This is a genomic window from Kriegella aquimaris, assembly GCF_900103215.1.
In the GTDB taxonomy this organism is placed as follows: Bacteria; Bacteroidota; Bacteroidia; order Flavobacteriales; family Flavobacteriaceae; genus Kriegella; species Kriegella aquimaris.
The window spans coordinates 35,450-61,663 of the sequence record NZ_FNGV01000010.1 but is presented as its reverse complement, the minus strand read 5'-3'; the positions used below and the strand labels follow the sequence as shown (position 1 = coordinate 61,663).

Below are 26,214 nucleotides of genomic sequence, written 5' to 3'. Positions count from 1 at the left end.
TATTGGTATTCTTATTTTTTAGATTCACCTTTTGCGGTATGGGTCGTTTTTCTTGCTGAGGAAAAACGCATTATACTTTGATAATCGCCGTTATTATAGACATGAGTCAAACCCCACCGCAGAATTTCGGTAGGTTCTTTTTCTATATCTGCAGTTCTATTTAAACCGATGGCATGGGCATTTACACCTGGTATAACGGACATGATTTCAAAATTAATCCCGTCCGGAGCCCATTGAATCGTGTTTTTCTCAGGGCCATCTGTCGTAATCAATGAGGCAATACCGCCATTATAGGGCCACACACAAATCTCGTGACCACTATTACTAATTGGGTTATAGGGTGACTTTACGTAGGGGCCTTTTGGGTTGTCGGCAATAGCGACACCGTGTCTGATCTGCCTTCCCCCGAAAGTAATCTGTTCGCCCATTTGCTCCCCTTTGTAGTACAGGTAAAACTTTCCTTTATAAGGCAAAATGCAAGGGTCATGCACTTTATGACTGTCAAAATCTCCTTTTTTCTCCACCATAAAACGGTTTTGTTCTTCACCTTTCCAAATACCATTATCGGCAGGACTTAAAATTGGCTCTTCGCTTTTGGTCCACGGGCCGTCAGGGGAATCAGACCATGCCAACCCCACTTGATTTTTTACACGTACATTATAAGGTGATTTCACAGTTTGATAGCAGAGGTAATATTTGCCTTCCCATTTCATAATTTCTACTGTAAAAACAGAGCGGTCATCATAGGCACCTTTTTCACCCCTGGGTACGGCGAGGCCCTCTTCTTTCCAAGTCCATCCATCTTCAGAAGTTGCATACCAGATATCGCAACGATCCCACGGAAACACCTTTTCTGTTTCAATATCACCGCCAAAGCCCTGTGTCGGACCTGTGCTTTTGGTATACCATACATAATATTTGCCATTCTCTTTGATTAAGGCACTTGGGTCACGGCGAACAACTCCTTCTTCGTAGGCCAAATCTCCTTTTAAAGGCTTAAGAGGGCCAAATTGTATAAACCATTCATTACCTAAATCGATAGGCCACTTTAGAGCCCTCTTTGAAGCGGCGCTCAGATGATTCACATCGGTTATACCCAAATGATCGATTTGCTCTTCGGTGATTTTGAGTTTTTCCATATTAGAATCGGACTCTTTGTTTTCCATTTTGGTAGGAGAATTACAGGATGCCATGAATGTTATTGTACTCAATGTAATCCATAAGACTTGGTTCTTCATTTTCTATTCTATTTATTTTAAACAAATACATCGATAAACATTTTTACCTATTACGTACTTTTATTTCAATATCGAAAATAAGAAATAAATACCTTCGGCAGTTGAACCCAACCAGAGCTAAACTAGCCAATGTGTAACGTAAATTACTTAGGGCAAAGATGATAAGTCCAAATTTTTATATTTATCACTTTAAACAATACTATCTTTTTATGAAAGTGAAACTCTGAGCTATCATGCTGAAAATTAAGGACATAGAATTCCGCTTTATTCCTACACGTGTTTAATTCAACTTCATCACAGTGATGAATTTGGGGTCAAGATGCCTGGCTGAAGATCCAATTGTACTTGTGGAATTGGCCAATAATTATTTTTACCCGAGGTAAAAGAACTACCCGACAACCATGGCAATTTACTATCGCTTAATTCACTAGCCAGATAAGTATTCAGAGTGTTTTCGGCTATTCCCCATCTTACCAAATCGAAGAAGCGCATTCCCTCGAGGGCAAATTCAAGCCTCATTTCGTGTCTTACCGCCATTCGGGCATATGCTACATTAGGAAAAGAATCGTAGAGTCCCAATTTATAATTTGCAGCGGGTTGTGACTCGTCTACTACGATAGGGTCACCTTCTTTAAAAGAAGTATTTGCTACTTTACCCATTACAATATCATCAGCTGCTCGCTGCCTTATTTGATTTACCAATACTAGAGCCGTAGGTAAATCATTTTCCTCTACCGCCACCTCCGCCCTCCATAATAATATATGACCAAGTCTAAGCAACCTGAAATTGTTACCGTTTACCCCTGGTGCCCAATAGCCAGACTCAGTAGAAATTATACCTCTATTACGCTTATAAAACATGTTCTTCTTATTCATGAAAGGCCCCATGTTCAATTGATCCGACATCCAATCGCTTCCACTCATTGGACCCCAATCTAAAAATGGGATACCTCTTCTTCCAATAGTCCAATCAACCCTAGGATCTAATAAATGACTAGTTGGTGTAAATTCTTCCGTATCTGAAACTTGGTAATCCTCTAAAAGAAGGTCATTCTGAAAATCATCTAACAACGGAAGACCATTATCTTCTACCTTATACGCATTGAAAAGGTCAAAAGTAGGTGCACTATAGGAATAACCAAGCCCTTCAACATTTGGATACAAAGTCTGGTGATCAACACCCGAATTCGCTACACCTGCTCCGTCATTTACTGAATATTGAATTTCAAAAATACTTTCTCCATTATTTTGATGCTCTTCATCAAAATTGTTATAAAAATGAGGTTCTAACTGAAAAGGACCTTTTTCTATAATATTATCCAAAAGTGGTTTCGCTTCAGCAAATTCGCTCTGAAACAAATGAACTCGCGCTTTTAATGCCATTGCTGCCCACTGAGATGCTCTACCGACTTCAGACGGTGCAGGATTCAGATGATCAATCCCAAATTGAAGATCGTTTTCTATATCGTCCCAAATTTCCCGATCATTTTTAACCAAAACCGGATCAACATCTTCGATTATATAGGGAACTTTTTCAAATTTAATTCTTAGTTGAAAATGAAACCATGCCCGTAAAAATTTAGCTTCGGCCTCAATTTGATCAGACTTTTCAGCCGATATCACATCTCCAGCCGTTCCTAAAACACGTAGAACATCATTAGCGCGCGCTACTCCATCAAAATTAATGCCCCAGGCACCACTTAACCATTCATTATCAGACTTTACTTCATATCTTTCAATATCATTGATTTGTGACCAACCACCGTTGGTATCACCTCTATGCATATCATCAGAAGGAACGTCTCCCCAAATCCAATTGGTTCCAGAGGCTTCCCCTGTGCCACCGTTAGGACTGCCGTTACTAGAGTATCCATCAATTAACGAGTATGCCCCTATAAGCAACCCATTTACTCCTTCCTCACTAACCAATGTTAATTCGTTTACTGTTCCCACAGGACTCTCCTCTAGAAAATCTTCACTGCAAGAAGTGATCAATATTAAAATTGAGATGGCAAAACTATTTGCGAAAAATTCATTTTTCATCTTTTCTATTTTTTAAAAATTATAAAGAAATGTTTAACCCCAACATAATTTGTTTGGATATTGGCCATGTGCCCACATCAACTCCCCTATCAATTTCTTGTGGAACGCCATTTTCTCTCTTGGCACTAATTTCAGGATCTAAACCTGAGTATTTGGTAAATGTGAATAGATTAGAACCAATTACGTACAATTGTAAATGTTTAAGGTGCAAATCTTCCACTAAACCATCAGGAAAAGTATAACCTATCTGTAAATTTTGAACTCTTAAAAAAGAACCATCCTCTATGTAATCGGTAGAAGCGTTTTGCTCAAAAGAGGTGGAGGTAGACGCTTTAGGCAAAGTAGCGTTATTGTTATCATCTAAATATGGGCTCCCCCAAGAATTATACAATCTATCTGATGAATTTGGACCATTAAACAAGCCGTACCTGGTAAATCTACTGGTGTAATTTGCTAAATCATTTCCTACACTAGCATAAAGCGTTGCTGAAACATCAACATTGCCAAACCCCATGCCCAAACGAAAACCTGCTGTAAAATCTGGATGTGGATTACCAATATATGTACGATCTTCCGGTGTAATTTCCCCATCGCCATTAACATCTCTAATTCTCAAATGACCCGGTTCATTATAAGCACCATTAGTAGCATGTGCATCCGCTTCTCCTTGCGTTTGAAAAATACCATCCACAACATAACCAAAATACTCCGGAAATGAGCGACCTGCTTCTGTTCTTGTGTAAATCTGCTGACGGGTAGGAAACCCTTGCAAAAACTCATTTTCATTTGAAGAGAGACTGGTTACCTCATTTTTATAAGCCGTAAATGTGGTTGACATATCAAGCGTAAACCAATCATCTAAAGCAGAAGTACGGTACGAAAGTGATATATCTACCCCTTTGTTAGACATCGATCCTATATTCACTGAAGGCTCCTCTACGTCACCCACAACTTGAGGGATAGCTACGGGAAACAACATGTCTTCAGTATCCTTTTTCCAAAAATCCACAGATAAATCTAACTTTCTAAACAAAGTTGCATCAAAAGCAATATTCGTAGAAGTAGTAGTTTCCCATTTAGCATTTGGGTTACCAAATGCCTTAGATTGATACCCTTGAGTAATAGTATTATCTGATCCACCAATAGCATAATACGACGATCCAGGATCAGACTCATACGTTGTATAACTGTTATAATTCCCAATTTGATCATTACCGGATTGCCCCCAACTTGCTCTAAATTTTAAATAACTAAGCCAATCTTCAGCACCACTTAAGAAATTTTCTTTTGATACTACCCAACCCAAAGATGCAGCTGGAAAAATTCCATATCTATCTTCGGCACCAAAACGAGATGACCCATCGCGTCTTACCGTAAGGTCTAAAATGTATTTCTTTGCATAGTCATAATTGAATCTAGAAAAATAAGAAAACAATGTAGAAGCAAATCCACTACCATTATTTAACTGGTTGCTAGCACCTGCGTCCAATACTAAAAAATTAATATCATTAGAAAGGTAATCCTGTCTGGAAGCAGAAATAGTTCTATATGCTATTCTTGAAGATTCCATACCAAAAAGAAAATCCACGCTATGGTCTGCTCCAAATGTATTTTTATAGTTAAATGTATTTGTCCAGTTCCAACGTGTTTGATTGGCACTACTTTCATTAAGAGTAGTGGATTTAGCGCCGGTTGCTTGTTCCCAAGCAGCAAAAGAAGGTGAGAAATTATTGAACAAATCAACATCATAACCTAGCAAAGTTTTGATTGTTATATTTTTAACGGGTTCAATCGCGGCATAAATATTTCCCGTAATATTGTATTTTTTATTACTATTCTTTTTGAGTCTATCCAAAAAACCTACAGGATTAGGGCCATCATTAATATTACCACCACCAACAACACTTCCTGCCCAGTTTCCAGCAACATCCCTAACAGGAATCAAGGGGCTAGCCAAATAGAGTTGATTAAATAAATTGTTATGTGAATTATTTCCACCCCAACCTTTAGTTTCTCCGTATGTGACTCCCAAACGCTGACCAATGTTCAACCATTCAAAAGGATTGGAATCAACGTTAGACCGGAAAGAAATTCTATTAAATGACGTATTCTTAAGTATACCATTTTCTTCCAGAAAGCCCGCCTGAAATGAATAGGAGGTTTTATCAGAGCCCCCCGTCAACGACAAGTCATAATTCTGGATTAAACCGTGCTGATATATTTCATCCAACCAATCGGTCCCTTGGGGGTTTGATCTGGTAATCGGATAATTTTGTTGATCGTAGCGAGAGGGATTAACATTGGCATTGCCAGAAACTCCACCATTGGGGAACAAATATTCACTGAGTACGGGTGTTGCACCGTTTCCAAAATGTGTATTGGTCTGTGGCAGCCCATCATTATCCAATTCCAACCATAACAACTCCCCTATCAATTGTGGATCTGTCATTATATCATATTTGGCATTGGAAAAACTCATACCCGATTTCATGTTTACATCTAATTGTACCGCCTGATTCTTTCTTCCTGTTTTAGTTGTAACCAGAATAACCCCATTAGCTCCCCTAGCCCCATAAATTGCCGTAGAAGATGCATCTTTTAAGATTTGTATGGATTCAATTTGCCCCGGCGGAGGCGCTTGCGCTCCTTGAACACCATCAACTACCCAAAGGGGACCGTTATTATTAATAGTGCCCATACCCCGTATGCGCACTTCGGCATCGCCACCAGGAGTAGACGCACTAATGGTAGTAACCCCGGAAGCACTCCCCTGAAGGGCCTTACTTACGTTAGATACCGGCTGTTGTTCGAGATAGTTCTCATCAACTGTGGCCACTGCACTGGTCAAAGTACCTTTACTTCGCGTACCATAACCGATTACCACAACTTCATCTAGTTGCTGCTGGTCGGTCAGTAGACTGACATTAACCGTAGTTCGGTTTCCTACTTTGATGTTTTGGGTGGCATACCCGAGATAAGAAATTATAAGTATATCCGTTGGGTATGCTTCGATACTGAAGTTTCCATCAAAATCGGTAGTTACACCGTTAGTCGTTCCCTGAACTACAATATTCGCCCCAGGAATAGGGCCTTGTTCGTCAGAAACGGTTCCTGTAATTACGGCTTGTGACCGGGCATAGCTCGAAAACAAGATAAAAATGGCAAGAAAAACTCCCATTTTTAAGAATTTTAAAAATTTCATTTTCATTGGTTATAAGTTAAGTGAGTTGTTATAGCTACTCTTATTTCGAAAAAACATAGAATCATTTTGAATGTATTTTAAAACGTACGGTAAGAGGCTACTTAAATCTCAATTAACCTACATCGTAAAACAAAAGAACTGGCATTATCAATAAATGGTTCAAATATGAAACTAGTTTCATATTTGAACCAAATGTAAAAAAAATATTTACATATCGGCATTATGTACCTATATTTTTTATAAAATTCTTTGAATCAATACCTTGAATTAAACAATATGGTATTTAGGTGGTCCCTGCATTTATTAAGAAGAACGCCGCAAATAAAGGGGGAAATGAAGATATAGCTACATTTTTAGATACCTACATCAATTGCCGTCTCGCTGCACGAGAAACCACATATATCGTAAAGGATGATATATAATCTTTGCGGATTTTGTTCCAGAAGTGAAACAAAGCCAGCGGAAGAGTGGCATTAAAAAACGAATTGCCATGACCTAGCTTTTAATATTGGTCACCGCAAAAAGATTTATTTTTGTGTGATATGATTTAAAGGGAAGAAGAAGTTTTCTATTGTGTCAAAAATCCCAATTTGGCCGAGATTTCCCTCGCATATTTGGCCACAATCTTTCCTTTGCGATCAAATTCGGAAGTTGGTAGCCTACCGTAGGGTGCCGTAATCCAAAGTGCCGCAACAGGATAACCGTATTCATTAAAAATAGGCGCCCCAACGCAATTTATCCCTTCTATATCTTCGCTATTATCAACCGCATACCCCTTTTTCTTAACTTCTCCCAGCACGTTCTTAAACTCCTTCTTTGAAACGATGGTATTCTCGGTAAACCGCGCCAATGTCTTTCCTTTCAATATTTCATAGGTTTCCTCTTCAGGAAGATTTGCCAAAATACATTTACCCCCGACCGAACTGTGCAAGAAAAACTGTGTGCCGGGTTCGACAAACAATTTTACCGGATAAGAAGACGGTACCTGTTCAAGAATAGTGCCCATTGACCCTAGAATCACCCCCAACATAACCGATTCCTTCAATTCATCACGAAGCGCACGCATTACATCGATGGACATTTCGACCAAACTCTGTTCATTCATAGATGAAATGCCCAAAGTCAACATTTTTCTGGAAAGTGTTATTTTCTTAGTGGTCTCATTTTTCTGTAAATAATTTTTGAATATCAAAGTACTTACAATGCGAAACGCACTAGATTTTGTAATCGATAGACTTTCTGTTATCTCGGCCAAGGTCAAACCCTTTGTTTTTGTAGCTAACAACTCAATAATGGACAACCCCCTTTCCAAATTGGGGACATTATATGTCGATTTTAAATCTTCCTTAGCTTTTTTCATACTTTTCAGTCTATCGGAAGCTAAAATAACACTATTTATGAAACCTAAATAGCCACAATGGCGCTACACTATATTTTAAACAATAAAATACGTGTATACATTTAGTTATGATTTTTACGCAATGCGACCTTCATGGGCAGGCCGATGACATGGGATATCAAAAATTAGACGCGAAAAAAAGCATCAAACAGATCAGTTTGTAGGGACTAAGTTCTTGTTTTATATTTTTTCTCGGTCAACTAAGTTCGATGTAGTAACTTTAGCCGCTAATCAAACCTTTAATTTATTATATGAAACGCTTCTCTTCGAACCACAGTTTACCAACATTGATGGCAGTCGCGCTATTGGGCCTATTTTTTAGTCAATGCAAGCCCGAGGCCAAAAAAACCGAACCGGAAAAAGCAATAGTCAAAACAAACGAAACCAACATACAAGTTCCTGATGGTTTTTCAGTTGAAATACTCGCCCAAGACTTGGGTAACTTGAGACATATGACGGTTTCAAGTAAAGGTGATATTTATGTGAATCGATCAAAACTAAAAGATGGAAAGGGAATTATCGCCCTAAAAGATATTGACAAAGATGGAAAAATTGGTGAAACCCAAGTTTTTGGCGATTTACCAGGTACTGGCATATTATTCCACAAAGGATATCTATACGCTTCTTCCAATTCTGGAATCTTTCGTTATAAATTAAATGATGAGGGACAAATTATCGATACCGAGAAGCCCGAAAAAATAGTAGACGGACTTGCAGATCATGGCCGGGATAATGCAAAATCTTTCGTAATGGACAACGATTCCAATATTTATGTCACCGTTGGTTCTTGGAATGACTCAGGCCGCGAAGATGGAACAGGAAAGGCCATAGTACCTTCTACTATTTTAGACTCTGCCGGAGGCATTTGGAAATACGACGCCGACAAGCTAAACCAAACCTTTTCTGACGGAGCCCGTTACGCTACAGGTATAAAGAATGCTGTTGCCACAGCCTGGAATTTTAAAACCAATTCGTTGTTTGCCGCGGTTCATGGCCGAGGAGGGTTCCACGATTTGTTTCCACAATATTACACGGCAAAGAATAGTGCAGAATTACCAGCCGAAACTTTGTACGAAGTACACGAGAACGATGATGCCGGCTGGCCACATGTCTATTATGACCACTTCAAGAAAGCAAAGATGCTTGCTCCTGAATTTGGCGGTGACGGTCAAAAAACCGGACGGGAAGATGCAATCGACCCCGTAATGGCATTTCCTGCGCATTTAGCCCCCAACGACCTATTATTCTATACGGGCAATATGTTTCCTGAAAAATATAAGAACGGTGCCTTTGTTGCTTTTCATGGCCAATCGCCAGAACTTAAAAAAGGGTATTTTGTAGCTTTTGTTCCTTTTAAAGGCGGAAAGCCTAGCGGCGATTGGGAAATTTTTGCCGACAATTTTGCCGGTATAGACCTAGCCAATCCGACCGGCCCCGTGCAACATCGTCCTTGTGGCTTGGCCCAAGGACCTGATGGAGCGCTCTATGTAAGTGATGATTTGGGCGGTTCTGTCTTTAAAATCACCCATTAAAGCAAAGCTGCGTTTTTAGGGCAGTCACAGAAACTATAAGAAATTAATGAGCCGAATAATTACACTATTCGGCTCATTAATTATAATGGGCAAAAAAGTACGGATTATGATTCATCAAGATTATGAGTTATATTAGAGATTCCCAACCTCTTTGGCCGGGGTAATTTCCAGCTAGTACATTTAAATATCCCTTTAATAAAAAAGTCGGACTTTTTTAATAAAACTGATTCACATGAATTACATAAGAAAACCACTATTGAAATCCTTTGTTTTGGTACTTTTTTGTTCCTCGTTTCTATGGGGTCAAAAAGCACAGACCTCTTTTCAATGGCCAGAAGGCAATACCATGGCCGTAAGTCTTACTTGGGACGATGGCCGGAGTAGTCAAGTAACTGTGGGAACCCCTATTTTAGATGCTTATGGTGTTAAAGCTACCTTTTATATAGTTCCCTCTCTGATAAAGGAAGAAATACCAGGTTGGAAAGCCGCAGTCGCTAACGGTCATGAAATTGGTAACCACTCGTTGATGCACCCCTGTTCGGGCAACTTTCTATGGGCGCGCGATACTGCACTTGAAGACTATACCTTGGAACAAATGCAATTGGAATTGGCCAAAGCCAACGATAGCATAAAAAAGATATTGGGCGTTACCCCTACCGAATTTGCCTACCCCTGTGGACAGACGTTTGTTGGCCGCGGGCCGAATACAGCGAGCTATGTACCCATTGTTCACAACCAATTTTCTTCGGGAAGAACCTGGCTAGACGAAGTACCCAATGACCCCGCCTTTTGTGATATGGCACAATTGACCGGTGTAGAGATGGACGGCAAGAACATCGACGAAATTTTAGAGCTTATTGAAAATGCGAGAGGTGATAATTTATGGCTTGTATTGGCCGGTCATGATATTGGGGATAAAAACCGACAGACTACGGAGGTAACTATGCTCAAAAAATTGTTGCCCTATCTTACCGATCCCGCCAATAAAATATGGACCGCGCCCGTTGGGGAAATTTCGGCCTATATAAAAACCCAACGGGGGCTGTGATATCCTAATCGGAATAATTGCAACAACTGGAATATTTCAGAGATAGTCTGGTCTTTCTTGAGACTAGCGATAAAATTAAAACTTAACGGCTGTAAAAACCAGCGAACCACTAATAATTCATACAAAATCAATATGCCATAACTGCATTTGGTGGTAGCGGCACTTTATTTTGTTTTCGCCAATTGACCAATTCTTCCAATAATTGTTTTGCGACTTCCGGCCTTTTAATTGCTAAATTGTGTGCCTCTATTGGATCGGACGCCAAATCGTATAATTCTAATTTTCCGTCCGCTAGAAACTGAATTAATTTATAATTGTTCTTCCGGATAACGGAACAAGTGCCATGGCTTATTTGACTTGCCAAATGCCAAAAAAGCGGTCTATTTTCTAAGAAACCATTATCTTTTTGATAGATGTCGCTCAGCGAATTTCCATCCAGCTCATCACTATAATCTTCTATACCGGCCAAATCAAGAAAGGTGGGAAAAAAATCGAGTCCGGATATGGCAACTTTACTTCTTCTGGGGTATATCTGACCCGGCCAATTCATCAAAGTAGGCACCCGAATACCGCCTTCATAGATATCACGTTTACTTCCGCGCAATAGGTTGTTGCTGCTTTGCCCGCCATTATACCCATTGTCAGAGGTGAAAATAATAACCGTATTTTCCCGAAGTCCGTTTACATTAAGAAAATCGAGCAGACGCTGTATGTTGTCGTCCAAAGATTCAATCATTGTAGCATAGCTGGCCATTGTTTCCCGGTTTTTCCCCAGACCTTGACCTGTTATGGCATCACCGGGTTTCTTTCTATATTTTTCCAATAGTGTTTTACTGCGGTCCTTAATGGGTTTATGTACCGTATAATAGTGTAGGTTGACAAAAAAAGGAGTCGTTTTGTGCCCATTCATAAATTCGATAGCCTCATCGGTTAATCTGTCGGTCAACCATTCATCATTGGGTTTTGCTTCTATAAAAGGATTGCTAAACGGAGCACGGTAGCCTCCGTTTTCACTTTTATAGCCACCATCTTCAAAGGCTGGATCCCCACGAAAAGTACCGCCTACATTTTTAACGAATCCTCTCCCCTCAGGATAAAAAGGCGTTACTTCATTTGACTTATGATTGGCCACCCAACTGAAATCGCCTGGGCTTGGCTGTGTTAATTTTGTCTTTAGGGGAAAATGCATTTTTAGTTCTTCTTGAGGATAAGGCCCGACGATATGCCATTTGCCCAGATGGATAGCAGAATAACCCACTTTTGCCAAGGGTTCGGCATATACGGCATGTTTTTTTTCTACCGTCCAACGGGAAAAAATATTCTCTTTATCGTCACCTTTCTCGAGTACTGGAACACCATATACTCCAGTACGGAAGGATTGCTTACCAGTCAGTAAGGCCGCCCGTGACGGTGAACATGTGGGATACATATATGAATTCTCAAAAACGAGACTTTCTTCTGCCAAAGCATCAAGTGCCGGGGTCTCGTAGTAGGTAGAACCATTAAAGCCTACATCGGCATACCCAAGGTCATCGGCCATAATAAAGATGATGTTCGGCTTTTTCGCTGCAATTCCATCGGTTTGACCATTTATGTTTTTGCAAGAAATCAAGGCAAGGAAAATTATGGTCAAAGCAGACCAATAACTAGTATCCATATTTTTCATTAAAATGTTCATCATATTAAAAAGGATATTTAAAATTAAGACAGGTCAAGTCAAATGAAATCCAATCAAAAATGAACTATCTAAACTTCAAACCTTTTAAGCTGTCATCGGTTTCCATCATTTTAGTTGCCCTTCCTGTATAGGAATTCTTCCTAAAATCTATGTTTTTTGATGCCTGAATGGTGACCACCGGACTGTCTGGGTGCAACTGGGGGAAAGTACCCGAATTGGTAATCGAATTGCCTTGAAACAGTAATCCATCAGTATTGGCAATTTCTAGAATATAGTTGTCGAACTGATTGAATTTGTTATTGGTGATTTCTATGGACTTGAACGCGATTTTATCGTTGCCCTCATCGGTATGAAAGCGAATAACACCACGATTCAACCCACCGTGGTTACAATCTTGAAAGACATTATTTCTAATCGTAAGATTGGAGCCGCTACCCGATTCAAACCAACTACTGCTTTCGACTGGCACCAAAATAGCTTCCATCTGCGTGTGGAAAAAGTTGTTTTCAACTAGCGTTTTTCTTGGAGTAGAAATGAGCAAACCCCTCGCCCTATTTCCGCTTATCGTACAATTTTGGACAGTTACCTCAGGATAAGCATCTAAGTTCTCGATCAGATCCCCAGATTGAATGTTGGGAGGTAAATTCTCGTTAAACGTGATTTTCTGGTATCGTCCGTTAATGAGCTGAATCAATTTTATAGAAAGATGGGCATACGGCTCAAAAGAATCGCTTAAGCGTACTACCCCGACCTTATCGTTAGGTCTTCCGATAACAAACATCTGCTGTTCAAAATGTCCAACATGAATACCAATGGTTTTGTTCCCTAAAATGTCCATCACCTTTTGATACGTACCATGCACATTCATGGCATCGTCCATTTGATTGGTAAGTGTGCAATTTTTCAGAACAACCTGTCCGCGACAACCGACAAAGTGAGTGGCATCGGCAGTAGTCGAAAGCATGCGCTTTCCCGAAGGTTTGACGTTAAAGCCATCAAGAATTAGGTTTTCACTGTTTTCTGCAATAATCGCCATACCATTGGCATGGTGAACGGTCACATTATTCGCATTAAAACCTATAACGCCCGTTACCCGAATCGCTGGAGAAACTCTGTTCAGACCCTTTTCTCCTTTACTCACCAAGATTGTGCCTACGGGCGGTACATTTTTTCCTTGGTTTTGAATTCGCACCACACCTGGTTCAATTTCCCTAGCATTCATTTTACCCTCACGCCCGGGTTGTATTTGACCTATCGTCTGATGATCGCCCTCATACTTATATTTAATTTTATCAATATTATGCTGAACTTTTACCCTTGCAGTCGTAGACACTCCGTAGTCATGCGCACGATAAGCTATTGCCCTCCTTTCAGGGTCGAATAGAATATTCTGTCCGATGGTATGCTCATAATACTCTTTTACAAAATAGAGTTCGCCGTTTCGAATTTCGTATGAGTCGACATCGCCATATTTCAAATCGATAGTTTTGTTTTTTGGATTGTTACCCACTACAAGTCCCTCACTGTGAAAAGGGATTTCCCAATCAATGGAAAAATTCTGCAAGGTAATGTTAGCCCCCCCTTCAATAATAAAAGGAATCATTCGTCCATGGAAAATAAAGGTAGATCCCTGCCCATCAATAACTATATTTTCAAAATCGAACAAAGGGAAAGCGGTTCTAGCCAAAACATCTTCATGGTTGGATATGTAACATAAATGCTCAAATCCCTTATCGGGATAAAAGTGATAGGTTCCTTTTTCAAATTTAATTTCCGACACGGGTTGTTCATCGGCCTTCAAAATACGTTCTAAAACTGCGGGAGTAGCATCGTCCGCTATATCAGTTTTAAAAATGACGCTCTCGCCTTCACATGCATAAGTACAAAGGCCTGAAAGGAAAAAAAAGAGAACCAATGCTATACCTAAATTCCGATGTATATATGACTTCATTATATCGATGTTAAAAGATCTTTCTGAATGATCTTATTTTTCAAAAACGAAATAAGTCTTTTGTGGCTATTAAAATGTATTCCATCGTTAAGTTTATGTATTTCTGCGTATATGGAGGTGTTTTTTCAATGATACTTCATCTTGAAGAATAACTTAGAGATAAAGTCTTCCTAGTGGCGATGATGAACCTAGTTGTTGTGTCAACAATGACACAAAATATGTAGTCTATTATATTGTAACCGACCTATTCATGGGGTCTTAAAAGAAAAACAATTGGTTGGCGCGAATTGTATTGTCCTTCTTCGGCTGCCCTACGATTTTATAATATTTATAAGATGTTTCCGGAAACTTCAAGGAGACTTCACGAAGTTTGTCCATATTTTTCTCATTCCCCAAGTTCGTCTTTTTCAATAATTTCCAATTTTCTTTATCGTCGGAGCCCCACACCGCTATATAATCAACAGGTGATTTTTTTTGATTTCCCCGAATGCCGCAACTCAAAACAATCTCCCGAACTTTTGGATTTGAGGTACTAAAGTCGGCAATGGCTATAAGTGGCTTAATGTTAAAGGATGCCCAAAATTTAGAATAATAATAGGTGTTGGCATTAATCTTAACATCATCATTCAATATTTTTGCAGCCTCGCCCGTATAGGAGCTTAAAATTCCAGGATGAACTACTTCCAGCGCATCAGGAACAATTCCTTTATCGTAAAAAACAAAGGATGAAACCTCACTCGGCAACCACCCTTCTTTATATACCATCGCTTTAACTGTTTTAGACCTTTTTCCTTCTAAATCCAAGGCAATGCCCGACTCATAAATTGCTGATTCTTCGTTAGGCTCGGTTTCGTCCAAGGTATATCGAATGCTCACTCCGTTCATTTTATGACCCAACGAAATACGGTCTCCTGAACTAATAATATTTTTTTCACCAATCAAAACGGGTGGTGTCAAGCTCAGTTTTTCTTCAGGATTTGGTATATATCCTTCATTTATCATCACGCTAGGCAATTCTTTAGCGAGCGTCGCAATATCGTCGTCGGTCATTTGGGTGTTCCACACAAACAACTCCTTTAAATTTTTAAAATCCTTTACGTAATTCAAAATGGAAATATCGACTGTCGTACCCGCCAAAGAAAGTGTTTGTAATTTGGCATTGCCGATAAGAGGAGCCAGGGCATCATTGGTTATTTCAGTAAAGTTCAACACTAAATGCTCTAAGTTTTTAAAATCACTTACCAATTGCAGGGCATTGTCATCAATAGGTAAATTAGCCAGATTTAAATACACCACCTGTTCCTTGATTTTAGTCAAATCGGTCAAAAACTCCGTTTTATAGGCACTTCTACCATAAATCGCAACCTCAATGGCCGGTGAACTCGGCGATTTTTGAACTACACTCCTATAGGGGCTATTCAGTTCTTCAATTAGTTTGCTCCCTGCAAAATCAAATGTATAAGCTTCTTTTTCAATATTGCTTTTGAGCCACTTTTTAAGCACCAATTGTTTTAAGCTATCCTCCTTTTTTAATAGGGCATACGATATTTCAGTATCGGCACCATGACCTATCCAACTTTCTATCAACTCAATTTCCTGTTCGGTCAGTTGGGTCTTACCATCTGGCGGCATGTGCTCTTCATCTTCCAAAGGCAGCGCAACGCGTTGCAGCAACAAACTTTCTTTAGGATCGTGAGCCAACCACACTTCGCCATTCTCACCTCCTTTTGCTATCGCTTCAATGCTTGTCAAGTCTAAATCTCCTTTGTGTTTTTGCGGATTGTGGCAACCGGTACACTTTGCCTCTAAAACAGGCTGAACGTAGGCGGTATAAATAGGCGTATTTTCGTCTATTTGCTTTTTGGTGGCGGCAGTTATCGGCTCCATTAAAAAATGGCTCCCGTGCGTCAATCCGGCACCAAAATGACCGCCGAAAATAACACCAACAAAACCGGTGTACAGTAAAATCTGGTACACCTTCTTAGATTGATACATCAAAACCAAAGCATACACAATAAAACTAATCGCTATACCAATCCATTTATGTAAGAACATAAGCTCTGACTCATACCCTTCCAGTGAGAGCAATAGCCCCATAATCGTTGTGAGTACTGTTGTAAGCGAGGTCAATAGCAACAAAAAGTAGTTTATTTTCTCAAAGGAGGCAGGGTCAATTTGTTTTCTGAACAGATTTAGCAATACCAGAAGCACAATAAAGGCTACCGGAAAATGTAACAGCAAAGGATGCATTCTTCCTAAGGGCTGTAACCAAAAAGGAATTTCCAAATAGGTTTCAAAAACCACTAAAAAGGCCAGGAAAATATGTAAAAAGAACAGTACGTTCAAAAAAATGGGAATCGGTCTTTTCATATTTTTATGCCAGAAGATCTTTTACTACATGGCCATGAACATCGGTCAATCGAAATCTTCGGCCCAAATGTTTATAGGTCAGCTTTTCATGATCCAGACCCATAAGGTGCATAATGGTCGCATGTAAATCGTGGATATGCACCGGGCTTTCAATAATATTATATCCTAATTCGTCGGTCTTACCATAGGAAACCCCCGCTTTTACACCTCCCCCAGCCACAAAAATACTGAAGCATCTCGGATGATGGTCTCTACCATAATTCTCTTTGGTCAACTTTCCTTGACAGTAATTTGTTCTGCCGAATTCCCCACTCCAAATAACCAAGGTTTCATCTAATAATCCCCTTTGTTTTAAATCGGTGATCAATGCGGCCGAAGCCATATCTACATCTTTTGCTTGACCCTTCATTTCGCCTACCAAATTTGAATGCTGATCCCAACCTTGATGGTATAATTGCACAAAACGAACGCCTGATTCCGACATTTTTCTAGCCAGTAGGCAATTGGCGGCATAAGTGCCTGGGACCATGCAATCTGGACCGTACATTTTTTTAATGTGGTCGGGTTCTTTAGAAACGTCAGTGATTTCAGGAACGGCAGTTTGCATACGAAATGCCATTTCATATTGCTTTATTTTCGCAGGAATCTCAGGGTCCCCGAACTCATCGTATCCCATTTGATTCAGGGAAGCCAAATGATCGAGCATGTTTCTGCGTGTTTTCCTATCCATGCCGTCAGGGTTGTTCAAATACAAAATCGGATCTTCACTGGCACTTAATTGTACCCCTTGGTGCGAACTATCTAAAAAGCCGTTCGACCATAGTTTCGAATATACGCCTTGCCCGTTACCTTTTCCCTTCGATAATAATACGCAATAGGCCGGAAGGTTTTTATTCTCACTACCCAGTCCATAACTGAACCAAGAACCTATACTGGGGCGGTTTCCTACCTGTGCCCCCGTTTGCATAAACGTTAATGCGGGATCGTGGTTGATGGCATCGGTATGCATACTTTTTATGACGCAAATATCATCGGTAATCTTGGCGATATTCGGAAATAGCTCACTTACCCAAGTTCCTGATTTACCATGTTGTTTAAATCCGAATTTTGAACCTACCAAGGGAAATGATTTTTGCCCGGCCGTCATACCCGTCAACTTTTGATCACCTCTTACCGAAGGGGGCAGGTCTTGCCCGAACATATCATTTAATTTGGGTTTATAGTCAAAACTTTCCAATTGGGAAGGAGCACCATTCTGAACCAATAAAATTATTCGCTTCGCTTTAGCTGCAAAATGCTTTAAACCTAAGGGCAACTGATCTTCGGCGACTTTTTTTCCAGATAATAAATCCGGCATCAATAATGACCCCAAGGCCACACCACCAACACCCAACGCCATTTTACCCAAAAAATGCCTGCGATTAGCGTTCAAATGATGTTCAAAAACTTCCTTCTCCATAAGTTTTGCGATTTAAGAACCTAGTTAACTTTTAACTATAGTTTCTTCCATGTTATATATCGTGTGAATAATTTGCATTAATGCGGCTACTTTTACGACATCTCTATCTTGAGCGGCCGGATACTCCCCGACATTGATAAATGCTGCTGCCTTTTCCGTTTCTAGCGAAAATGCGGATTCTTGTTCATCATAATAGCTCAGTAACATTTCCTTTTCTTCGGGCTTGATCGTTCTACATACTATGGTACCAAATGCTTTTTCAATTTTATCGGCAACCGTACTTTCTTCTTGTATTAACTTTTCTGAAAACACGCGTGCAGACTCCAAAATAGTCGGATCGTTGAGCGTTATCAGCGCTTGCAATGGGGTCATTGTAGACTGCCGTTGTACCTCGCACTGGTCGCGTGTAGCAGCATCAAAAGTCAGCTGTACCGGCGGCAAGGTTGTGCGTTTAATAAAAATATAGATGCCCCTTCGGTACAAATCTTTGCCATGATCTTGAACATAATTGGCCAAAACCCCTCTTCCTGAGCTGGCAGCTTCCCACAATCCGTCTGGTTGGTAGACTTTCACACTGCGTCCGCCAATTTCAGGATTTAACAATCCACTGGTAGCCAAGGCATGGTCACGTATCATTTCTGCATTAAAACGCAAACGCGACATTCTTGATAAATATTTGTTGTCTGGGTCCAAGGCCAGTTTATCTTCACTTACGACCGACGATTGCTTATACGTGGCCGACATGACAATTTTCTTGATCAATCGTTTCATGTCCCAGCCGTTCTCCATAAAATCTGCCGATAGCCAATTTAATAACCCTACATGAGTGGGCAAATCACCCTGCATTCCAAAATCGCCAGAAGATCTTACAACACCTGCCCCAAAAATCTCTTGCCACATTCGGTTGACAAACACCCGACTGGTCAAAGGGTTTTTCGCATCGAACAGCCACTTTGATAACCCTAAACGGTTGCGCTCATACGTATTGTCATCAAAAGCTAAAACCGATTCTGGTGTCTGGGCCATTACTTCTTCACCAACATCATCGTATACGCCCCGATTTAATAAGTGTGTGGTTCTAACATCAGGTTTTTCTTCGATTACCATGACATCTACATCCTCCAATTCCTTTTTATTAATGAAAGGAAGCTCGTTCTCGACAACCTCATCAGTAATTGTAATTAAGGGTGCCTCTGCCAATACTTCGCCCTTATTTTGCCTCGGTGGCATTCTATCAAAAAATGCAAAGGTGCTGAAATAGTCTTTTTGGGAAATGGGGTCATATTTATGATCATGGCATTTGGCACATTCCAAAGTCAATCCTAAAAAAGCTTTTCCGAAGGTATTGGTTCTATCGGTTACATTTTCGATTCTGAATTCCTCTTCAATAATACCCGCTTCTTGGTTTATTTTATGGTTTCTATTAAAACCTGTAGCCAAAATTGTCTCCAAGTTTTTCTGAGGTACCAAATCGCCTGCCAATTGATAGGTTACAAATTTTTCATAGCTGTAATTTTCATTGAACGCATGAATTACCCAATCACGCCAAGGCCACATCGTACGCAATTGATCATTTTGAAACCCGTGGGAATCGGCGTATCTCGCGACATCCAACCAATGGCTTGCCATCTTTTCACCATACTGCTCGCTGGCCAATAGTTCATCAACAATTTTCTCATAGGCATCGGCGGCGTCATCTCCTATAAATCTTTTTTGCATCTCAGGTGTTGGGGGCAAGCCTGTAATATCTAGAGAAACTCTTTTCAGCAGCCGTTCTTTATCTGCCGTCTGATTAGGGGCCAACCCTATATCTTCTAATTTTTGCAGTATAAAATGGTCGATTTCATTTTCAGCCCAATCGTTATTTTTCAACTCGGGCAGCTCCGGTTTATCAATGGCGGTAAAGGCCCAATGTGGTTTATAGGCTGCCCCTTGTTCAATCCACTTTTTTAAAATTTGGATTTCGTAGGAAGATAATTTCAAATTGGAATCTAAAGGAGGCATCAAATCGGCACTGTCCTTCGCCGTTATTTTTTGATAGAGAACCGACTTTTCGAGGTTTTTAGGAACAATAGCAAATTCGTTTTCTGTATCCTTTAATGCTTTATATGCACCCTCGGGGGTATCTAACCGTAAATCTTCAGCTCTTTTATTGACATCTGGCCCATGACAGGTAAAACATTTATCGGATAGTATGGGACGGACATCAAAATTATAATCGACTACATCCGGAATTTTTTTCGCTGGAATCGAAGCGTATTCACCATTTTGCTTACAAGAGATTAAGATAGCGCTCAGCAAGACGAACTGCAGTACTTTTTTTTTCATACGGATTATGCGCTTATCAATTCAACAGCATAGATACAAGATGTTCAAATATACTTTCTGCGTACCTTTTGCATGTAGACTAATTATGCAAAAAGGTGCATTTTTTGAGTGATGGGGTGCCTATTTACGACTTTTAGACTGATAAGAGGATGGTGGATGCCCAAACTCTTTTTTAAATATACGACTGAAATAACGATTATCGTTATATCCCACTTTAAAGGCTATTTCTTTAATACTCAATTCTCCGTCTTTTAACAATTGCATCGCCTTTGATAATTTATAGGTATTGATATACTCAATAATGGTTTTACCGGTAAGTGCTTGAATTTTTCTATAAAGTTGCGAACGCCCAATGAACAATTCTTCACATAGAAAGTCTATTGAAAACTCGGGGTTATCAATTTGCTGGTCTATAATACCATTAATCTTAACTAAATATTTATCTATTGAAGCTGTTTCTGTACCTAGTGCCTCTTTCTGATACTTCTTAACCAAGTGCCTTCTACTTTCCAAACGGTTTTGAATTTTTAGTTTTATTTCGGAGATATTAAAAGGTTTCTGAATATAGTCTTCAGCACCGGTCTCCAAGCCCTTTAACTTATTTTCTAATCCTGTTTTTGCGGTCAGAAATATTAAAGGAATGTGTGCCGTCAATTCATTTGCCTTTAGTTGATTGGAGACTTGAATTCCATCAGATTGAGGCATCATGATATCACTGATTACGATGTCAGGAATATTTTCAAGGGCCATTCTAAAGCCCTCTTTTCCATTATTCGCCTGCAGAACCGTGTAATCGTCTTCGAGCTCTGAACATAAATAACTTCGAATGTCTTCGTTATCCTCTATAATAAGCACGACCGTATTTCCATTTTCATTGTTTTCGCACAGCTTCCCGGAATGGATTACACTAGTCTCATAATCTTCATACCCTATTGGAATACATACCGTAAAATGCGAGCCTTTTTCTTCTTCACTTTTTAGCTGGATATTTCCTTTGTGAAGTTTTACCAATTCAGATATCAATGACAAACCTATACCACTACTATATCCTTTATTAGGTGTTTCATCTAGCTGATAGAACCTTTCAAAAACCTTTTCCTGATATTTTTTCGGAATGCCCGACCCACTGTCGACCACCTCAATCTTCAAGTCACCTCTTGACACCTTACCTTGCGCATCGACAACAATATTTAAATAACTTGCCTTTAATTCTATTCTACCATTTTTGGGAGTAAACTTAAATGCGTTGGAAATTAAATTTGTCACTATTTTCTCAAGGATATCAGCATCAAAATAAACCGTATGATTAACACTTGGCAGCGCACAATTGAATTTGATTCCTTTTTCTTTGGACCAATACGCATATGCCGTTTGAATATCTGTGCAAACCGATAAATCGTTCTGCTGTTTCACCTTTAATTCTTGATTATTTTCCAGTTTTCTGAAATCTAAAATTTGATTCACCAATTCTAACAAACGATTGCTATTTCTATGCATCATTCGCAACACTTTAGAATCGGGCATAGCGCCTTGTCTAGCGTATTTATCGAGGGGTGAGGTAATCAAGGTCAATGGCGTTCGAAGTTCATGTGAAATATTGGTGAAAAAACGTAATTTCATTTGTGCCAATTCTTCAAACTGGTAGACCCGCTGTTTTTCCAATTCAAACTTATTTTTAGTTCGTTCCCGTTTTATTATGCTCCGAATAATGGTCCACAGGAATAAAATCAAAACGCATGCGAAGAGCAATTGAACCCAAAACAACTCCCAAAACGGAGGTTTTACAACTACTTTCAACTGTGTAATCTCATCGTTCCAAACACCGTCTTCGTTACTAGCCTTTAATAGAAAGGTGTAATCTCCCGAAGGCAAGTTGGTATAGGTAGCTTTGGTACTATTCGCAATGGTCCACGATGTATCAAAGCCCTCCAATTTATAGGCATATTGGCATCTCTGGGTATTTACATATTGAATGGCCTGAAACTCAAGTTCAATTTTTCTATCGGTATATTTTAAATTAAGTTGGTCTTCAACCTCGATGCTTCGTTGAATATAGGTGCTATTAGGTTGCACTATTTCGTTATTAACCCACAGTTTAGAAATATACACGGTAGGTGTCTTCTCATTGGGTTCTACCTTACGAGGATCAAAAGCCATTAATCCGCTATCAGTTGAAAAAACCAAATGGCCATTATCAAGCACAATACTCGATAGTCCCATTTTATGGGATAACAAGCCGTCTTGTTCATTTAAGATTCTGACCTCATCGTTGAGGTAGTCAAATTTTATCAGCCCATTGGGGGTGCCTATCCACAAATTACCATCATCGTCTTGTTGAATGGCATTTATAATCTTATCCTTTAAAATATCATGGTCGTATTGCGTAAAGGCATTGGTAGTTTCATTAAAACTACACAAACCCGAATTGGTTCCTACCCAAAGGGTATGCCCTTTGTCTTCAAAAATCACATTTATAAAATTGTTGTTTACGGTTTTGGTATTCCCAATTTCATGTCGGTAGTGTAAAAATTCTTGTGTTTCAGGCAGGTACCTCTTAAGTCCATCTCCATCGGTGCCGATCCATATTCGATTTTTTGAATCTTCAAAAACAATATTACCCCTATGAAAATAACCTATTCCATGGGGAACATTGGGGTCACAATCAAAATAGGTAGTTTCCTTTGTTTTTGGATTATAAATTCTGGCCCCCAATACTTCTCCTGTCCAAATCTGGCCGTCAGAGGTTTCCAAAGCATCAAATATCTGTCCTGATTTACGAGGTGATTTTTGTAATTGCGTACCCGATGGCGAGAATTGATAGATGTAGTCCTCATCCAAAACCCAAACATGCTGGCTGTTGGCAGCTGTCATATGGGTGCGACCCACAAAGCCGCCGAGCGTTTTTGTCAACTCTTTATTTTTCTTATTGTAAATCTCAATAACACCCTGATCAAAAACCCAATATTCTGAGTCGGTCTTAAAAATTTGTGCATCATTATCTGGCCCAAGATAACTTTTGAAAATGATGGGAGATTCTTTCAAATGAAAAAAATTCCCCGTCCTATCTAAAACCCAAGAATCTTTAGTGCCCTTATTATGGAATATGCTATTTAAATTTAAACCGTTATCGGTAAATTTTTGATTTAAAGTGATTCGATGTATTACTTTCGAATCTGAATCAATTATTACTATTTGGTCTCCTCCTACCAGCCAGCAATTGCCCTCATAATCCTTTTTTATATGGTTTGCCCTCTGCAATTCGAAATCAATTTCATGAAACTCATTCGAACTATCTAAGTAATAAAGTTCTGTATTGGATATAAATAAATTATTATAATACTCCAGATTCGGATAGTAATGTGCAGCACCGCTCGAAGTTTGAGAGAGTCTTTTGAATTTTTCGGTCTTCGGATTAAAAACGTTGAGTCCGATCCAAGTTCCAACATAAAGATTACCGGTCGGCCCCTCTTCCAAAGCAAGAACATTATTATGACTGATGCTCAAAGAATCGGTGGCGACATGTTCGAAAGTTTCAAAAGTGCCTTTCGTTCTATCCATCCGGTTTAAACCGCCTCCATCTGTACCGATATAAAACTGTTTATCCGTGGTTTCGAAAATAACCCTGATTTCATTAAAACTTAAACTGGAAGAATCGGCATCATCATGAATAAATCTTTGAAAACGATCGTACTCACGGTCATATTTTAACAAACCACCTCCGTAGGTGCCAATCCATAGTACACCTGCCTTATCTTCATACAAACACGAAATATTGTTATCGGTAATACTTGTTTCCTCGTTTTCATTTTTAATATAGTTTTTAAAATTACCGCCATCATATCTCCACAGCCCATTGGTAGAGGCAATCCATACAAAGCCGTAATTATCTTCTAAAATATCAGAAGTTGTAGTTTCTACCGGCAATTTAAAAGCTGTTATCTCAAAATCGGTTGTGGACTCTTGGGCCACGCCCATAATCGAACGGCAAAAAATCAAGAAAAGAAAACAAAAAGAACAAAAAGGCTGTCGAATACACATATTATAAAGATAAAGTCATCTTACCGCAATGGTTTGAAAACTATGGTAGCCTTCAAAGCCCCATTGTTTTGTTGTGAGGTATAAATATAACACCTAAATTAAATTAGATCTTTACTGTTTACAAAGACAGGTTTTATACATTATAGGAATTACAGGGATTTAAATAGATGATAAGGTCAAAATCAGTCGCTTGAAAGGTCGATTTTAAAAACCCAAACAGTACAGTACAGGATACGATTTCTACAAAATCCTATTATAATTGTAGTATCGGTTGCCATAGCCAAAGGAGTTTCTTTGAAACGAAAAAAAGTATCATGACAATTGTCTGACCGATGGGTTTAGCTTTCAATAGAATTCATCAAGTTCATATACAAAGGCACCAATCAAAAGCTAAATGAAAAACAACTACTATTTTCTTCTGATTCTACTTATTCTCATTGCCTGTGGAGAGAAAAGGAAAACGGTCGCAACAGAACAACAACAGCCACCCAATGTATTGTTCATTGCGGTCGATGACCTGAACAACTGGTTAGGATGTTTAAACGGGTATTCCGCCACCAAAACTCCGAACCTTGATAAGCTAGCGGCACAGGGCGTTCTGTTTTCCAACGCTCATTGTCAAGCACCGTTATGTGGCCCTTCACGTGCTTCGGTAATGACGGGCTTACGACCATCTACCACGGGCATCTATGGTATGGTCCCTGATCACCAAGTCCGCTCCGAAAACCCTGCGACCAAGAATATAACTTTCCTTCCCGAGTATTTTAAGAATAATGGATATCATACCATGGGTATTGGAAAACTGTTCCATATACACGCGCCCGAAGGCGTATTCGATGAATCGGGAGGGCGAGTCAAGGGCTTTGGTCCACTTCCTGAAAAACGCTTTGTGTGGGACGGTTTTGGAACATCCGACCGCGAAAACTATGGTCGTACGAGTACAGATTGGGGAGCGTATCCCGAAGTAGATTCTTTAATGCCCGACCATCAATCGGTAGATTGGGTTATTGAACGACTTAACAGAAAATACGACAAACCCTTTTTTATGGGTTTGGGCTTCCTGCGGCCGCATGTACCTCTTTATGTTCCTCAAAAGTGGTTCGATATGCATCCTCTTGACGGTATCGAAATGGCCCCTTACAGGTCGGATGATTTAGATGATGTTCCGCCCGTTGCCCTTCAAATAAATGACTTGCCCATGATGCCTTCTACCGAATGGGCCATCAAAAGTGGTGAATGGAAGAAAATCATCCAAGCCTATCTGGCATGTGTCAGCTTTGTCGATTACGAAATAGGAAGGGTAATGGAAGCCTTCAAAAACAGCAAATATTCCGATAACACTGTAATCGTGTTATGGTCCGATCACGGGTATCGTTTGGGTGAAAAGGGCACTTTCGCGAAACATGCATTATGGGAACCGGCTACCAAAGCGCCCTTGATGTTCGTTGCACCCAACCTTCCCAATGGAAAAATTATAGACAAGCCAGCGGAAATGCTCTCCATTTATCCCACGCTGCTAGAATTATGCAGACTTCCGGCTTATGAGAAAAATGAGGGCAAAAGTCTTGTACCTATGATGTTGGGCGAGGATGAACCAAATACTGCAATAGCCCTAACGACATTTGGCATGAACAACCATGCAATCAAATCAGAACGATTCAGATACATTAGATATGAAGATGGTGGTGAAGAGTTATATGACCATGCCAACGACCCCAACGAATTTACGAACCAAGCAAACAATCCCACATACAGGGATGAAATAGAGGCATTGAAAAAGTATCTGCCAAAAAACAATGCTCTTTGGGACCCCAACTCCTCATATACCTTTCAACCCTATTTTGTATCGCAGAAAACAAGAACCAACGGCTCGAACGGAAAACCAGTAGAAGTTATCGGTGCACCACAATAAAATAGGCCAGATACCC

13 protein-coding genes are annotated in these 26,214 nt (G+C 39.7%); 3 read left to right on the top strand and 10 right to left on the bottom strand.

The window, feature by feature from the left end; translation table 11 throughout:
* Nucleotides 1-11: 11 nt before the first annotated feature.
* From BLS33_RS17290 to BLS33_RS17275, 4 genes are all read right to left on the bottom strand, one after another.
* Nucleotides 12-1,166 carry a glycoside hydrolase family 117 protein gene (locus BLS33_RS17290; protein ID WP_218129591.1) on the bottom strand — a complete coding sequence of 385 codons (1,155 nt, stop codon included), beginning with the start codon at nt 1,164-1,166 and terminating at the stop codon, nt 12-14.
* Nucleotides 1,167-1,532: 366 nt separating this feature from the next.
* A complete protein-coding gene (locus BLS33_RS17285) occupies nt 1,533-3,281 on the bottom strand; it encodes a RagB/SusD family nutrient uptake outer membrane protein (RefSeq protein WP_089892445.1) in 1,749 nt (582 codons plus the stop codon).
* 19 nt (nt 3,282-3,300) lie between these two features.
* Nucleotides 3,301-6,459, bottom strand: a complete 3,159-nt coding sequence (locus tag BLS33_RS17280; RefSeq protein WP_089892777.1) for a SusC/RagA family TonB-linked outer membrane protein — start codon at nt 6,457-6,459, stop codon at nt 3,301-3,303.
* Between the two features lie 592 nt (nt 6,460-7,051).
* Nucleotides 7,052-7,843: an IclR family transcriptional regulator gene (locus BLS33_RS17275; protein WP_089892442.1), complete on the bottom strand. Its 792-nt coding sequence runs from the start codon at nt 7,841-7,843 to the stop codon at nt 7,052-7,054.
* Between the two features lie 290 nt (nt 7,844-8,133).
* On the opposite strand from BLS33_RS17275, the gene BLS33_RS17270 reads away from it, so the two are divergent.
* Both BLS33_RS17270 and BLS33_RS17265 read left to right on the top strand, forming a co-directional pair.
* Nucleotides 8,134-9,414 carry a PQQ-dependent sugar dehydrogenase gene (locus tag BLS33_RS17270; RefSeq protein ID WP_218129586.1) on the top strand — a complete coding sequence of 427 codons (1,281 nt, stop codon included), beginning with the start codon at nt 8,134-8,136 and terminating at the stop codon, nt 9,412-9,414.
* A gap of 232 nt (nt 9,415-9,646) precedes the next feature.
* Entirely contained in the window at nt 9,647-10,462 is an 816-nt protein-coding gene (locus BLS33_RS17265; protein WP_089892439.1) for a polysaccharide deacetylase family protein, read from the top strand.
* A gap of 127 nt (nt 10,463-10,589) precedes the next feature.
* Here BLS33_RS17265 and BLS33_RS17260 read toward each other — a convergent pair whose 3' ends face one another.
* From BLS33_RS17260 to BLS33_RS17235, 6 genes are all read right to left on the bottom strand, one after another.
* Entirely contained in the window at nt 10,590-12,143 is a 1,554-nt protein-coding gene (locus BLS33_RS17260; RefSeq protein ID WP_245731518.1) for a sulfatase, read from the bottom strand.
* Nucleotides 12,144-12,204: 61 nt separating this feature from the next.
* Entirely contained in the window at nt 12,205-14,091 is a 1,887-nt protein-coding gene (locus BLS33_RS17255; RefSeq protein ID WP_089892436.1) for a right-handed parallel beta-helix repeat-containing protein, read from the bottom strand.
* Between the two features lie 258 nt (nt 14,092-14,349).
* The gene (locus BLS33_RS17250; RefSeq protein WP_089892433.1) at nt 14,350-16,461 is read right to left on the bottom strand and encodes a c-type cytochrome domain-containing protein; all 2,112 of its coding nucleotides are present in this window, start codon (nt 16,459-16,461) and stop codon (nt 14,350-14,352) included.
* A gap of 4 nt (nt 16,462-16,465) precedes the next feature.
* Nucleotides 16,466-17,920 (bottom strand): DUF1501 domain-containing protein, encoded by a 1,455-nt coding sequence (locus tag BLS33_RS17245; protein ID WP_089892430.1) that lies wholly within the window; start codon nt 17,918-17,920, stop codon nt 16,466-16,468.
* A gap of 24 nt (nt 17,921-17,944) precedes the next feature.
* Nucleotides 17,945-20,248: a PSD1 and planctomycete cytochrome C domain-containing protein gene (locus BLS33_RS17240; protein ID WP_089892427.1), complete on the bottom strand. Its 2,304-nt coding sequence runs from the start codon at nt 20,246-20,248 to the stop codon at nt 17,945-17,947.
* A gap of 120 nt (nt 20,249-20,368) precedes the next feature.
* Complete coding sequence (locus BLS33_RS17235; protein WP_176801426.1) at nt 20,369-24,223, bottom strand: hybrid sensor histidine kinase/response regulator transcription factor; 3,855 nt, start codon at nt 24,221-24,223, stop codon at nt 20,369-20,371.
* Between the two features lie 457 nt (nt 24,224-24,680).
* Here BLS33_RS17235 and BLS33_RS17230 point away from each other — a divergent pair, with 457 nt between their 5' ends.
* The gene (locus BLS33_RS17230; protein WP_089892421.1) at nt 24,681-26,198 is read left to right on the top strand and encodes a sulfatase; all 1,518 of its coding nucleotides are present in this window, start codon (nt 24,681-24,683) and stop codon (nt 26,196-26,198) included.
* Nucleotides 26,199-26,214: the final 16 nt, after the last annotated feature.

What these genes read in the sequence shown, in the direction of transcription:
- BLS33_RS17230 (WP_089892421.1), top strand. Translation starts at nt 24,681, where the DNA reads ATGAAAAACAACTACTATTTTCTTCTGATTCTACTTATTCTCATTGCC.
- BLS33_RS17270 (WP_218129586.1), top strand. Translation starts at nt 8,134, where the DNA reads ATGAAACGCTTCTCTTCGAACCACAGTTTACCAACATTGATGGCAGTC.
- BLS33_RS17280 (WP_089892777.1), bottom strand. Translation starts at nt 6,459, where the DNA reads ATGGGAGTTTTTCTTGCCATTTTTATCTTGTTTTCGAGCTATGCCCGG.
- BLS33_RS17265 (WP_089892439.1), top strand. Translation starts at nt 9,647, where the DNA reads ATGAATTACATAAGAAAACCACTATTGAAATCCTTTGTTTTGGTACTT.
- BLS33_RS17235 (WP_176801426.1), bottom strand. Translation starts at nt 24,223, where the DNA reads ATGGGCGTGGCCCAAGAGTCCACAACCGATTTTGAGATAACAGCTTTT.
- BLS33_RS17250 (WP_089892433.1), bottom strand. Translation starts at nt 16,461, where the DNA reads ATGAAAAGACCGATTCCCATTTTTTTGAACGTACTGTTCTTTTTACAT.
- BLS33_RS17290 (WP_218129591.1), bottom strand. Translation starts at nt 1,166, where the DNA reads ATGGAAAACAAAGAGTCCGATTCTAATATGGAAAAACTCAAAATCACC.
- BLS33_RS17260 (WP_245731518.1), bottom strand. Translation starts at nt 12,143, where the DNA reads ATGATGAACATTTTAATGAAAAATATGGATACTAGTTATTGGTCTGCT.
- BLS33_RS17275 (WP_089892442.1), bottom strand. Translation starts at nt 7,843, where the DNA reads ATGAAAAAAGCTAAGGAAGATTTAAAATCGACATATAATGTCCCCAAT.
- BLS33_RS17245 (WP_089892430.1), bottom strand. Translation starts at nt 17,920, where the DNA reads ATGGAGAAGGAAGTTTTTGAACATCATTTGAACGCTAATCGCAGGCAT.
- BLS33_RS17240 (WP_089892427.1), bottom strand. Translation starts at nt 20,248, where the DNA reads ATGAAAAAAAAAGTACTGCAGTTCGTCTTGCTGAGCGCTATCTTAATC.
- BLS33_RS17255 (WP_089892436.1), bottom strand. Translation starts at nt 14,091, where the DNA reads ATGAAGTCATATATACATCGGAATTTAGGTATAGCATTGGTTCTCTTT.
- BLS33_RS17285 (WP_089892445.1), bottom strand. Translation starts at nt 3,281, where the DNA reads ATGAAAAATGAATTTTTCGCAAATAGTTTTGCCATCTCAATTTTAATA.